This is a genomic window from Streptomyces sp. McG3 (assembly GCF_018619185.1).
Taxonomy (GTDB): domain Bacteria; phylum Actinomycetota; class Actinomycetes; order Streptomycetales; family Streptomycetaceae; genus Streptomyces.
Window position 1 is genome coordinate 1 of record NZ_JAAXYC010000234.1, and the last position, 12921, is coordinate 12921.

A 12921-nucleotide genomic window follows, 5' to 3' on the forward strand; every position below is an offset into this window, starting at 1 on the left:
GTTCGGGGGACGGTGCGAGGTGGCCGTTCGCGTCCGGGCGGGGAGCGGTGAGCGGCACCGTCGCCGTCACCCGGAAGAGGTCGTCCCCGACGGCTCCGGCGGTGAGCGATCCGCCGAGCGCGCCGAGCCGTACCCGCAGCCCGGCCAGGCCCGAACCGCCGCCGCCGTCGTCGTCCGCGCCGCCGAGCGGGCGGCTGGCGCCGGCCCCGTCGTTCTCGACCTCCAGGACCACCGCGTCCCGCGTCCGCGCGAGCCGGATCCAGCAGTGGCGCGGGTCACCGTGGCGCAGGACGTTCGTCGCGGTCTCGCGGACCACCCAGCCGAGCGCGGCCTGGACGGCGGCGGGAGCCCCGATGCCGGCCGGGCCGTCCGCGCCCTCGACGGTGCAGCTGATTCCCGCGGCCTGCAACACGCCCTGCGCGCCCATGAGTTCGGTGGGCAGGTCGGCCTCCCGGTAGCCGCGCACGACATCGCGGACCTCCTGCTGGGAGGCGCGGGCGATGCGCTGCACCTCGACCATCTGGTCCATCGCCGCGGGGTTCCCGCGCTGGGCCAGCTCCACGGCCAGCTCGCTCTTCAGGGCGATCACCGACAGGTTCCTGCCGAGCACGTCGTGCATGTCCCGGCCGAACCGCAGCCGCTCCTCCGCCACCGCCAGCCGGGCCTGCATGTCCCGCGCCTCCTCCGCCTGCCACATCACGGACAGGCTCCAGACACTCGGCCGCGCCGAGACGAGCACCAGCAGGACGACGACGACCAGCGAGACGACCGCCCCGAACAGCAGCCCACCCGGCACGCCCACGGCCGCGAGGAGCGCCACGACGGCTGCCGCGTAGGCGGCGGACTGGAGCAGGAACCTCCGGACCGGGACGAGCAGGACGTACGGGATGCCGAACGCCACGGGCAGGTCCAGCACCAGCAGGACGAGCCCCTCGTCCTTCACGCCTCCCACGGCCGCGAGTGCCACCAGAAGGCCGGTCATCAGCGCCTGGAGCGCGGCGGGCAGGCGCAACCGCCCCGGAGGGAACGGCTTCGTCCCCCGGTAGTCGTCGAAGGCGGGCGCCAGATTGCGGTTGCTCAGCACCGACTGGGTGATATTCGCGGCGAGGAACGCCCCTCCCAGGGCCATCGCCACCGGTCCCTCGTCCAGGGCGTCGCCGAGCGGCAGCAGCCCCCAGGACACCGCGAAGAACCAGGTGATCGAGCAGAGCGTCACCCGCGTGTAGAGGTCGATGCGCTGGAGCTTGCTGCGCTCGTGCCAGCCGCGCCGCCAGCCCCGTACCCGACCGATCACACCCCTCAGCCCCTTCATGTCAGCCGCGCGGGTCCCAGCGGAACCACCGTCGCACAGCAAACACGCCGAAAGCGGTCCAGGCCAGCGCGGTCACCCCGGCGGTGAACAGGTCGCCGCTCTCCACTCCGCCGAGCCAGCCGTGCCGGATCAGGGTCATCACGCCCGTCATCGGCAGCAGCTCAAGGACGGAGGCCAGCTTGTCGGGGAAGATCGCCAGCGGGATGAACAGCCCGGAGCCGAACATCGAGACGAAGAACAGCGGCAGGGTGGTGAGCTGCGAGGTCTGCACCGTCCGGGTGATCGCGGTGGTCGCCGCGGCCAGTGCGGACATCAGGACGAAGGCCAGCAGCAGCCCGGCCAGCAGAAGGTCGGGGCGGTGCGGGGCGCTCAGGTCGAAGGCGATCGCACCGGCCACCACGAGCAGCACGCACTGGGCGAGCGCCAGCGCGACGGACGGCAGCGCGGTGCCGATGAGGATCTCGCGGTCGGAGATCTCGCCGGTGCGCAGTCGCTTGAGGACGAGTTCCTCGCGCCGGGCGACGTACGCGGAGACGAGGTTCATGTAGACGACCTGGACGAGCACCATGCCGATGCCGCCGGTCAGGGTGGCGCCCGCGACGGTGAGCCCGGTGCCGCCGAGGTCGATCTGTTCGAGCGAGGAACGCATCGCGAAGATCATCGTGATGGGCAGCAGCAGGGCCACGACGATCGCGGTCCGGTTGCGCAGCAGGAGGATCAGCTCGGCGCGGCCGAGGGCGGTCAGCCGCCGGGCCACGGCCGCCGCGCCCGTGGGGGAGCCGGCGGACGCCCGGTCGCGGACGGGGGTCGTGGTGGTCGTCATGCCGTCACCTTCTTCGTGTTCTTCGCGCCGCCGGAGCGGTCGTGGACCTGGCGCGGGTCCTGGTCCCGGGGCGCGTGCTGGGTCTTCGCGATGTCGAGGAACGCCTCTTCCAGGGAGGCGGAGCGGGCGTCGAGGCCGTGCAGCCGTACGCCGGACTCCCGGGCCCACTCCAGGAGTTCGTGCAGCGACTCCTGGAGGGCGGGGGTGCGGATCTCGACCCGGGACCCTTCCGCCGCGGCCCGCAGCGAGAGCGGGAGGCGCGCCGCCGGCACGGCCTCGGGCAGCACGAACCGGATCCTGGCGGGCTGCTGCGCGGTCACCTCGGCGATGGTCCCGGTCGTCACGATCCTCCCCTGATGCATGATCGCCAGCCGGTCCGCGAGCGCCTCGGCCTCCTCCAGGTAGTGCGTGGTCAGCAGCACGGTCGTGCCGTTGTCCCGCAGCGCCCGGACGAGCTCCCAGGTCTCCTGCCGGCCCTCGGCGTCCAGCCCGGTCGTCGGCTCGTCGAGGAAGAGCACCTCGGGCCGGGAGGTCAGGGCCAGCGCCAGGTCGAGGCGGCGCTTCTCGCCGCCGGACAGCTGCTTGACCCGTACGCCCGCCCGGAGGGTCAGGCCGACCATCCCCAGGGCCTCGTCGGCCGGGCGTGCGCCGGTGGTGCAGGCCGACCACATGCGTACGGTCTCCATGACCGTGAGATCGGAGGGGAAGCCGCCTTCCTGGAGCATCACCCCGGTACGGGGGCGGACGGCGGCGCGTTCGCGGTACGGGTCGTGGCCGAGGACCCGCACCGTCCCGTCGGTCGGTGGCGCCAGTCCTTCGAGGAGTTCCACGGTGGAGGTCTTGCCCGCGCCGTTCGTCCCGAGCAGGGCGAACAGTTCGCCGCGGGCCACGGAGAAGGAGATCCCGGACACGGCCTCGAAGCCGCCGGCGTAACGTCGGCGGACCCCGTTCGCCTCGATCACGGGACCGTCCACGCGGTCGCTGAGAATGTCGTCGCTGGTCATGCTTCAAGGTTTCCGCCGGAACCGGCCCCCGAGCAGTGCGCGCTGTCACCACTGCTCATGACAAACGTCATGAGGGCGGCGGGGGAGGAGAGGGACGGGAGCACGACAAAGGCCCTGACCGAGAAGGTCAGGGCCTTTGATGCTGAGCGGACGACCAGGTTCGAACTGGCGACCTCAACCTTGGCAAGGTTGCGCTCTACCAACTGAGCTACGTCCGCAGTGCAGCCACTCGGCTTTCACCGGTGGAGCGAGCACCACTCTACCTGATCCAACGAAGTGGTCCGAAGAGTTGTGCAGAGCGGGTGACAGGAATTGCACACTGCGCCTTCCCCCTGGAAGGGGGATGTTCTACTACTGAACTACACCCGCACGCTGCGTGGGATTCGGCTTTGCGGCCTCGCCCCTCGGCGTGCTCCAGACTCTAGCCGACCTGCGGGGGTGTCGCGCAAGTCGGCTCCCCGAGGCTCCCGCGGAACGGGTCCCCGGACCCGGCCGGCGGGGCGCCCGGGGACGCCTGACGGAGCGTCCGGCTCCCGGACCCGCTGTGCCCGGCGGGCCGCCCGGTCCGGCCGGCCCGGAGCCGCCGCGGCTCGTCCCGCCGGCGTCGCCGCGGTTCGGCCGGCCGCCACCGCGGCGGCTCAACTCGCCGCGTCGAACGCCTCGTAGACCTTCTTCGGGATGCGGCCCCTGGCCGGCACCTCCATCCGGTGCGAGCGGGCCCAGGCGCGGACGGCCGCCGGATCCGGGGCGAGGGAGGTGTGGTGGTAGGCCGTGGGCGTCCTGCCGTGCTTGCTGGCATTTGTCTGCTTTCGGCCGGCGGCCACGTAAGGAGCCAGGGCCTTCCGCAGTTTTTTCGCGTTGGCGGGATTGAGGTCGATCTCGTACGTCTTCCCGTCCAGGGCGAAGGTCACCGTTTCCGCCGCTGCTCCCCCGTCGATGTCGTCGGAGAGCGTCACCACTACGCGCTGAGCCACGGATATCGGTCCTTTCCTACGGCACCGGCGCGTACTCCGTGCGCGGATGCCTGCCTTCCGGCTGTCAGGCGGGCGGATGTGGATCGACGAGATGTCGACTGTTCCGTTGTCCCCGGGGCAATGTTGCTTTCCCCGGTAATCATTTGTACAGCGGTGGGCACCGCATTGTGAAGCCCAGCCAATTACATCCGCGTGTCCGTGTGCAATCCGTGTGCAATCCGGACGTGATTTTTCCAGACCTTTTCCCCTGTGGTGCCCCGGCCGATATCTCGGCGTGATCCGCGCAGGGCCCCCGCGATGTCCGTCCCGCCCGATATCTACCCGCGTAGAAATTTTGGCCAGGTACGCTGAGTGGACCCGCGGGGGTCTGGGGAACCCCCCGGAGAGACAGCCGCACCACACCACCACACCGGGAGTGCCAGTGGCACGCGTCGTAGTCGACGTCATGCTCAAGCCCGAGATCCTCGACCCGCAGGGACAGGCGGTGCAGCGCGCACTGCCCCGTCTCGGCTTCGAGGGAATCGCGGACGTTCGTCAGGGAAAGCGTTTCGAGCTGGAGGTCGAGGGACCGGTCGACGACGCCGCCCTCGCCCGTATTAACGAGCTGGCCGAGACGTTCCTCGCCAACACCGTCATCGAGGACTTCGTCGTGAAGGTGGAGGAGGAGAAGTGACCACCCGTATCGGCGTCGTCACTTTTCCCGGCACCCTCGACGATCAGGACGCCCTGCGCGCCGTCCGGATCGCGGGCGCCGAACCCGTATCCCTGTGGCACCGCGACAAGGACCTGCACCAGGTCGACGCGGTCGTCCTGGCAGGCGGTTTCTCCTACGGGGACTACCTCCGCGCCGGTGCGATTTCCCGCTTCTCGCCGGTCATGGAAACCCTCATCGAGCAGGCGAAGGCCGGTATGCCGGTCCTCGGCATCTGCAACGGTTTCCAGATCCTGACCGAGGCGCACCTGCTGCCCGGCGCGATGCTCCGCAACAACCACCTCCACTTCATCTGCCGCGACCAGCGCCTGCGGGTGGAGAACGCGGAGACCGCCTGGACCTCGGACTACAGCGCCGGCCAGGAGATCAGGGTCCCGCTCAAGAACATGGACGGCCGGTACACCGCCGACGAGCACACGCTCGACGAGCTGGAGGCCGAGGGCCGCGTCGCCTTCCGCTACCTGGACGGCAACCCCAACGGCTCGCTCCGCGACATCGCGGGCATCACCAACGCCGCGGGCAACATCGTCGGCCTGATGCCGCACCCGGAGCACGCCGTGGAGCCGCTCATCGGCACCGGCCGCACCGACGGCCTCGGTTTCTTCACCTCGATCATCAAGAAGCTGGTCAACGCATGAGCCTGGATACGGTCAAGCACGCGGCCGGGACCCCGGACGCCGAACAGCCCTGGAAGGAGCTCGGCCTCAAGGAGGACGAGTACGCCCGGATCCGCGAGATCCTGGGCCGCCGTCCCACCGGCGCCGAGCTCGCCATGTACTCCGTGATGTGGTCGGAGCACTGCTCGTACAAGAGCAGCAAGGTCCACCTCAAGCAGTTCGGCGAGAAGGTCCCCGCCAACGACGCCATGCTCGTCGGCATCGGCGAGAACGCCGGCGTCGTCGACGTCGGCCAGGGGTACGCGGTCACCTTCAAGGTCGAGTCGCACAACCACCCCTCGTACATCGAGCCCTACCAGGGCGCGGCCACCGGCATCGGCGGCATCGTCCGCGACATCCTCGCCATGGGCGCCCGCCCGATCGCCGTCGTGGACCCGCTGCGCTTCGGCGCGGCCGACCACCCCGACACCAAGCGCGTCCTGCCGGGCGTCGTCGCGGGCATCGGCGGCTACGGCAACTGCCTGGGCCTGCCCAACATCGGCGGCGAGGTCGTCTTCGACGCCTGCTACCAGGGCAACCCGCTGGTCAACGCCGGCTGCATCGGCGTGATGAGGCACGAGGACATCCACCTCGCGCAGGCGTCCGGCCCCGGCAACAAGGTCATCCTGTACGGCGCCCGCACCGGCGGCGACGGCATCGGCGGCGTCTCCGTGCTGGCGAGCGAGACCTTCGAGTCCACCGGGCCGGCCAAGCGCCCCGCCGTCCAGGTCGGCGACCCGTTCCAGGAGAAGCTCCTCATCGAGTGCACCCTGGAGATCTTCAAGGAGAAGCTCGTCGCGGGCATCCAGGACCTCGGCGGCGCCGGGCTCTCCTGCGCCACCAGCGAGCTGGCCTCCGCCGGTTCCGGCGGCATGCGCGTCGAGCTGGACACCGTGCCGCTGCGCGACTCCTCCCTCTCGCCCGAGGAAATCCTCATGAGCGAGTCGCAGGAGCGCATGTGCGCGATCGTCGAGCCGCAGCACGTGGACCGCTTCCTGGAGATCTGCGAGAAGTGGGACGTCATCGCCACCGTCATCGGTGAGGTGACCGAGGGCTCCCAGCTGGAGATCTTCTGGCACGGCGAGCAGATCGTGGACGTGCCGCCGCGCTCGGTCGCCCACGACGGCCCCGTCTACCACCGCCCGTTCGCCCGCCCGTCCTGGCAGGACGCGCTCCAGGCGGACGACGCGGGAAAGCTCGCCCGCCCGGCGAACGGGGCCGAGCTGCGCGAGCAGGTCCTGAAGCTGGTCGCCTCCCCGAACCAGGCCTCCAAGGCGTGGATCACCGACCAGTACGACCGCTTCGTGCAGGGCAACACCGTGCTGGCGATGCCCGAGGACGCGGGCATGGTCCGCATCGACGCCGAGTCGAACCTGGGCGTGGCCATGGCGACCGACGGCAACGGCCGGTACGCCAAGCTCGACCCGTACACCGGCGCGCAGCTCGCGCTGGCGGAGTCGTACCGCAACGTCGCCGCCTCCGGCGCGAAGCCGCTGGCCATCTCGGACTGCCTGAACTTCGGCTCCCCCGAGGACCCGGACGTCATGTGGCAGTTCGCCGAGGCCACCCGCGGTCTCGCGGACGGCTGCCTGGAGCTGGGCACCCCGGTCACCGGCGGCAACGTCTCGCTGTACAACCAGACCGGTGAGACGGCGATCCACCCGACGCCGGTCGTGGCCGTGCTCGGCGTGATCGACGACGTCAACCGGCGTACGCCGGTCGCCTTCGCGGAAGAGGGTCAGCTCCTCTACCTGCTGGGCGACACGACCGAGGAGTTCGGCGGCTCGGCCTGGTCCGAGGTCGTCCACCAGCACCTGGGCGGCCTGCCGCCGAAGGTGGACCTCGGCCGCGAGAAGCTGCTCGCCGAGATCCTCATCTCGGCCTCCCGCGACGGCATGATCGACGCCGCGCACGACCTGAGCGACGGCGGTCTGATCCAGGCCGTCACCGAGTCCTGCCTGCGCGGCGGGAAGGGCGCCCGGCTGGTCGTGCCGGACGGTCTGGACGCGTTCACGTTCCTGTTCTCCGAGTCGGCGGGACGCGCGGTCGTCTCGATCCCGCGCAGCGAGGAGCTCCGCTTCAACGACATGTGCGGCGCGCGCGGTCTGCCCGTCACCCGTATCGGCGTCGTCGACGGCGAGGAGATCGAGATCCAGGGCGAGTTCAGCATCCCGCTGAGCGAGCTCCGTACGGCACACGAGGCGACGATCCCCGCGCTGCTCGCCTGAGCCGCGCGCCGACCGGCGCCTCCGAAGCCCCCGCCCGGGTCCTCCGGGCGGGGGCTTCGGCCGTTTCCCTCACACGCTTGTCAGAGATTACGTAATTACGTAAGGTTGGTTCCATGGAGCTGGAGCAGCGGGTCGCCGAGCTGGAGAGGCGGCTCACGGCACTGGAGCGGCGGGACTCCGAGTCCCCCCGCCTGGGCGACGGCGACTTCTGGGCGCTGGACGGGCTGAAACAGCAGCTCGCCGAGGTCGGGGAGGCCGCGGCCGACGGGGGAGTGCTCTACACGGGCTCGGTACGGCTGCCCACCGGCGAGAGTTACGAGTGGCAGTACGGCGCCCTCACCGAGGCCCTGTTCGACGGGGACTGGGAGGACGCCGCCGATTCGTTCGCCGCGCTGGGCCACCCGGTCCGGCTGCGGCTGCTCCGCGAGATCCTCGGCGGCCTGAGGACGACCGCCGAACTGGCCGCGCTCGACGAGCTGGGCACCACCGGCCAGATCTACCACCACCTGCGCCAGCTGACCGGCGCGGGCTGGCTGCACGCGGCGGGCCGCGGCCGGTACGAGGTCCCGCCGGTCCGCGTGGTGCCGCTGCTGGTGGTGCTGACCGCGGCCCGGCCCTGACCTGACGACGAGAAGACACGAAGCCATGGGGGAAACATGTCTGTCCGCACCGCCGTTCCGATCGCCATGCGGCTGTCCTGGCTGGTCCTGTTCGCGCTGGTGATCGGCGAGTTCGTCACGGATCTGCCAGGACCGGGCTGGGCGACCACCGTCCTGCCCGCGACGGTCGTCTTCGCCCTCATGGTGGCGACGACGGTCCTGCAGGTCGGCGCCGCCGCACCGCAGGGCGAGCCGAGGCCCCCGGTGGAGGTCGACCCGCCGGTCACCGGACGCTGGACGGCCCTGAACAGCCCGGCGGACAAGACGCCGAGCCACGGGACGCACGTCTACGGGCAGACGTACGCCATCGACATCGTGGCCGACCCGGAGACGGGGGAGGGCGAGCCCCCGGCCCGGCCGGCGTTCCGTTGGCTCTGGCCGTTCTTCCGCCGCAACGGCGCCTTCCCGGCCTTCGGCGTCCCGCTGCTCGCGGTGGCCTACGCCACGGTCGTGAAGGCGAGCGACGGCCAGCGCGACCACCTGAGCCGCAACTCGCTGGCGGGAGTCATCTATCTGATGGTCATCGAGGGCAACGTCCGGTCGTTCGCCGGCACGCGGCGGATCATCGGCAACCACGTGATCCTCGACCTCGGCGGTGGCACGTACGCCGTGTACGCCCACGTCCAGCGCGGCTCGCTCCGGGTGAAGGCCGGGGAGACCGTGCGCGCCGGCCAGTTGCTCGGGCGGGTGGGCAACTCCGGCAACACCACCGAACCGCATCTCCACTTCCAGCTGATGGACGGCCCGGACCTCGACAACGCCCGGGGCGTCCCCTTCACCTGGCGGGGCGTCGGAGTGCCCGCGAACAAGGAGACGTTCACGGTCGGTGAGCCGGCCGAGGTGCAGGCCGGGACGCCGGCCGGGGAGCGGGCCGCGGAGGCCTGACCCGGGCGGGCGATGTCGGTGGGGCCGGTTAGTCTCGGCCCCATGCCCCCGGCCAAGAAGCGCCCGCGCGCCTACGACCACCTCAGGACCCGGACGGCGGTCCTCGCCCAGTTCGCCCATGTCCGCGACGCCGTCGCCGTGTTGACGCCCGACCAGCTCGCCCGGCCGACCCGGCTCGGCGACTGGACGGTGCGCGAGCTCGTCGTGCACATCGCGACGGGGCTGAGCAGTGTCACCCGGTCCGTGGAGCTGCCGGAGCCGCCCGGGCCCAAGCCCCAGGTCGCCCTGCTGGAGTGGCCTGCGGCCCCCGCCGCGCACGCCGCCCGGATCGCCGAGGACGTCAGGGAGCTGGCGGCCGGCCGCCCCGACCTCGCCACGCTGTTCGAGGAGGCGGAAGCGGGGTTCACCGGGGCCGTCCCGGCCACCGGCACGGGCGAGCGGCTGCTGTCCGTCCGGGTCGGCTCCATGCGGCTGACCGACTACTTGGTCTCCCGGACCGTCGAGCTGGTCGTCCACACGGACGACCTGAACGAGGCGCTCGGTTCGGAGATCCCGTACGACCGCCAGGCGCTGGCCGCCTGCACCCGGCTGCTGGCCGACGCCCTCGCGGACCGGGCGCCGGGCGGCTCGGTGGAGGTGCGGGTCCCGCCGTTCGCGGTGGTCCAGTGCATCGGCGGGCCCAAGCACACCCGGGGCACCCCGCCCAATGTCGTGGAGACCGGCCCGCTGACCTGGATCCGGCTCGCCACCGGGCGTACGGAGTGGGCGCGGGCCGTGGAGGACGCCGAGGTCAGAGCCAGCGGGGAGCGCGCCGACCTGGCCGCGCTGCTGCCGCTGATGGGCTGAGACGGCCACCGGGAAGCGGAGCGGGCGGAACCGGATCGGCCCCCCGTTCCGTCACATCGCCATGCGCACACAACGGATGACCCTCAGCGTCAGTGTCCTGGCCCTCCTCACCCTCGCCGCCTGCGGTACGGAGTCGGGTTCCGGCTCCGGCAAGGGATCCGGCGAGGGCGGCGACAGCGTGCAGAGCGACGTCCCCGTCACCGGGGTCGCCTGGAGCGTCGACTCGGTGACCGTCGGCGGGAAGAAGACCGAGGCCCCGGAGGGGGCCCGGCTGGAGATCGACCCGAAGGGCCGGGCCACGGCCGACTTCGGCTGCAACCACATCGGCGTGGACGCCCGGGTGAAGGGCGACCGGATCACCCTGGGCAAGCCCGTCACCACGCAGATGGCGTGCGACGAGGACATCGAGAAGTTCGAGAAGGCCGCCATCGACGCGATGGGCGGTGAGCTCACCGCGAAGCTCTCCGGCGAGAAGCTGACCCTCACCAAGGAAGGCGGCCACACCATGGAGCTCAGCGAGGAGAAGGCGGCCGACCTGGTCGGTACCCGGTGGGCGGTGACCACGCTGATCAGCGGTGAGACGGCCACGACCGTGCCGGCGGACCTGCCGAAGGAGCGGGCGCCCCATCTGACCTTCGCCGACGACGGCACCGTACGGGGCAACTCCGGCTGTAACTCCTTCAGCGGCAAGGCCACGGTCAAGGGCTCCACGATCGTCTTCGGATCGACTGCGGGCACCCGGAAGATGTGCCCGGAGGCGGAGATGGAGACGGAGCGCGCGGTGCTCGCCGCCCTCAGCGGCCCGACGACGTACACGATCAAGGGCAGCACGCTCACCCTCACCGCGGAGGGCGGCAAGGGGATCGGCGCCACGGCCGCGACCCCCGGGTCCGGAAACAGCTCCCAGCACGGCTGACTCCGGAAGACAGCCGTACCGGGCAGGCGGCCCCCGGCCTCCGCTCCGGCGGCCGGGGGCCGGCCGGGGCTCGGCCGCCCGGGCCCACCGGGGTGGGTCAGGAACCCGTCGGATAGGGCAGCAGACCGGAGTCCGTCCTCTCCCACGACGCCCGCAGGTCGGCCAGCCGCCCCGGGTCCGCCTTCGAGCGGTCGGCCTGCTCGCGGCGGTCGTCGGCCAGGTTGAACAGCTGGTCGGTCCCGCTCCTTCCCCGGTAGTACTTCCAGTCGCCGCGCCGCAGCGCCCGCTCGCCGCGCACCCGCCAGAACAGGTCGCGTTCCCCCGGTGTCTCGCCCCGCAGCAGATATCCCGCGAGGCTGATGCCGTCCAGCGGGTGGGCGGGGTCCGGTCGTGCCCCGCCCAGCTCCAGCAGGGTGGCCGTCCAGTCGGGGGAGAACACCGGGAGGTCGCTGACCTGTTGGCCCTCGATGCGCGCGGGCCAGCGCAGCACCGAGGGGACGCGGATGCCGCCTTCCTGGAGCGAGCCCTTGTTGCCGGCGAGCGGCCAGTTGTAGGAGAACCGCTCGCCGCCGTTGTCGCTGGCGAAGAAGACCAGGGTGTCCTTCTCCTGCCCCGACCGCTTCAGCGCTCTCAGCACCTCGCCGACCGAGCGGTCCAGGTCCTCGACCATCTCCGTGTACTTCTCGACCGAGCCGCCGTCGGCGTGCCGGAGGGCGGAACGGTCGCCAGCCCTGATCCGGCGGACGATCTCGGCGCTCGCCTCCGTGTCGCCTTCGGCGATCCAGGGCCAGTGCGGGGTGGTGAAGTTCAGGTTGAGCAGCCACGGCCGGTCGCCGTGGTCACGCCGCACGTACTCACTCGCGCGCTCCGTGAGGACCCGGGTGTAGTACCGCAGGTCCTTGTACTCGGCGTCGCCCTCGTACAGGTCGTACTCGCCCGCCAGGCCGAGCTTGGAGTAGTACTCCAGGGCTCCGCCGAAGTTGCCGAAGAACTCGTCGTAACCCGACTTGGTCGGGCTGTAGTCCGGCAGGTATCCGCAGTGCCACTTGCCGATCAACGCCGTCGAGTAGCCGGCGCCGCGCAGCAGGGAAGCCAGTGTCGGGTGGGTGGGCTCCAGCCCCACCGACCGGTCGGCGATGGGCTCGGCGAGTCCGCCCCTCGTCCGCCCCGGATAGCGCCCCGTGTAGAGGCTGAAGCGGGTGGGGGAGCAGGTCGCCGAACCCGAGTACGCGTCGGTGAAGCGCACGCCCTGCCGCGCCAGCCGGTCCAGGTGGGGCGTGCGGATGTGCGGGGACCCGTACGAGGAGAGGTCCGCCCAGCCGAGGTCGTCGCCGAGGATGAAGAGGATGTTGGGACGGCGCGCGTGCTTGCCGCGGGCGGCGCGGAACGGGCGCTCCCGCGGCGCGTCGTCGGCGGCCGTTCCGGCTGCGGCCGCCGGTATTCCGGCCGCGGTGACGGCGGTCGCGCCGACCGCGGTCGTGAAGGCGCGCCGGCTCAGCGGCGTACCGGATCGCCTGTCCGAACGTGCGTGTGCATCGCGAGAAGTCATGGGGGCTCCTGGGAGGGCCTCGGGCGCGGGTCGGAGGACGGGGCGCGAGGCGGTGGGCGCGACTTCCCGGCGGGCGGGGGCCCGCGGACGGGCTCACCCGCCCGCGGGGAGCGGAAGAGGGAGGGAGATGAACGGCGTGCACGCGTGCCGAAGCCCGGGGCGGAGCCCTGCGGGGTTCTGGAGGTGCGGCTGCCTTCAGGCGCGGCGACAGATGGCGCTCGCTACACGTCCCAGATCGACGTGCCGACGCTCCACGAGCGTGATCGAAAGATCACCGAGGGGCTGCATGGGGATGGAGCCTGCCAACGGGGCATGGGCCTGTCAACGGTGGTCTCGCACTGCGAGACCACCGTTGAC

The 12921-nt window shown here is 71.5% G+C and carries 13 protein-coding genes and 2 tRNA genes; 7 read left to right on the forward strand and 8 right to left on the reverse strand.

The window, feature by feature from the left end:
- The 6 genes from HET64_RS28535 to HET64_RS28560 all read right to left on the reverse strand — a co-directional run.
- Positions 1 to 1312: sensor histidine kinase (locus HET64_RS28535; protein ID WP_215110036.1), on the reverse strand; the 1312-nt coding region annotated here is incomplete at its 3' end.
- A gap of 1 nt (position 1313) precedes the next feature.
- A complete protein-coding gene (locus HET64_RS28540) occupies positions 1314 to 2135 on the reverse strand; it encodes an ABC transporter permease (RefSeq protein WP_215110037.1) in 822 nt (273 codons plus the stop codon).
- Positions 2132 to 3139: an ABC transporter ATP-binding protein gene (locus HET64_RS28545; protein WP_215110038.1), complete on the reverse strand. Its 1008-nt coding sequence runs from the start codon at positions 3137 to 3139 to the stop codon at positions 2132 to 2134. The genes HET64_RS28540 and HET64_RS28545 overlap by 4 nt, the downstream gene beginning before the upstream one ends.
- 145 nt (positions 3140 to 3284) lie before the next feature.
- Positions 3285 to 3357 (reverse strand) — tRNA-Gly (locus tag HET64_RS28550).
- A 79-nt stretch (positions 3358 to 3436) separates the two neighbouring features.
- Positions 3437 to 3508, reverse strand: a tRNA-Gly gene (locus HET64_RS28555).
- 269 nt (positions 3509 to 3777) lie between these two features.
- The gene (locus HET64_RS28560) at positions 3778 to 4113 is read right to left on the reverse strand and encodes an Lsr2 family protein (protein ID WP_215110039.1); all 336 of its coding nucleotides are present in this window, start codon (positions 4111 to 4113) and stop codon (positions 3778 to 3780) included.
- 421 nt (positions 4114 to 4534) lie between these two features.
- Between HET64_RS28560 and purS the strand changes: the two genes are divergently transcribed.
- From purS to HET64_RS28595, 7 genes are all read left to right on the forward strand, one after another.
- Complete coding sequence (gene purS, locus HET64_RS28565) at positions 4535 to 4786, forward strand: phosphoribosylformylglycinamidine synthase subunit PurS (protein WP_003968034.1); 252 nt, start codon at positions 4535 to 4537, stop codon at positions 4784 to 4786.
- Entirely contained in the window at positions 4783 to 5463 is a 681-nt protein-coding gene (gene purQ / locus HET64_RS28570) for a phosphoribosylformylglycinamidine synthase subunit PurQ (protein ID WP_215110040.1), read from the forward strand. Before purS ends, purQ begins: the two co-directional genes overlap by 4 nt.
- The gene (gene purL, locus HET64_RS28575) at positions 5460 to 7709 is read left to right on the forward strand and encodes a phosphoribosylformylglycinamidine synthase subunit PurL (protein ID WP_215110041.1); all 2250 of its coding nucleotides are present in this window, start codon (positions 5460 to 5462) and stop codon (positions 7707 to 7709) included. Before purQ ends, purL begins: the two co-directional genes overlap by 4 nt.
- A gap of 113 nt (positions 7710 to 7822) precedes the next feature.
- Entirely contained in the window at positions 7823 to 8329 is a 507-nt protein-coding gene (locus HET64_RS28580) for a helix-turn-helix transcriptional regulator (RefSeq protein WP_215110042.1), read from the forward strand.
- 36 nt (positions 8330 to 8365) lie between these two features.
- On the forward strand, positions 8366 to 9253 hold the full coding sequence (locus HET64_RS28585; RefSeq protein WP_215110043.1) for a M23 family metallopeptidase: 888 nt from the start codon (positions 8366 to 8368) through the stop codon (positions 9251 to 9253).
- 42 nt (positions 9254 to 9295) lie between these two features.
- A complete protein-coding gene (locus tag HET64_RS28590) occupies positions 9296 to 10099 on the forward strand; it encodes a maleylpyruvate isomerase family mycothiol-dependent enzyme (protein ID WP_215110044.1) in 804 nt (267 codons plus the stop codon).
- A 61-nt stretch (positions 10100 to 10160) separates the two neighbouring features.
- The gene (locus HET64_RS28595; RefSeq protein WP_215110045.1) at positions 10161 to 11015 is read left to right on the forward strand and encodes an META domain-containing protein; all 855 of its coding nucleotides are present in this window, start codon (positions 10161 to 10163) and stop codon (positions 11013 to 11015) included.
- A gap of 97 nt (positions 11016 to 11112) precedes the next feature.
- On the opposite strand, the gene HET64_RS28600 is transcribed toward HET64_RS28595, so the two are convergent.
- Entirely contained in the window at positions 11113 to 12564 is a 1452-nt protein-coding gene (locus HET64_RS28600) for a sulfatase (RefSeq protein WP_215110046.1), read from the reverse strand.
- 195 nt (positions 12565 to 12759) lie between these two features.
- Positions 12760 to 12852, reverse strand: a complete 93-nt coding sequence (locus HET64_RS40145) for a putative leader peptide (protein ID WP_350827157.1) — start codon at positions 12850 to 12852, stop codon at positions 12760 to 12762.
- Positions 12853 to 12921: the final 69 nt, after the last annotated feature.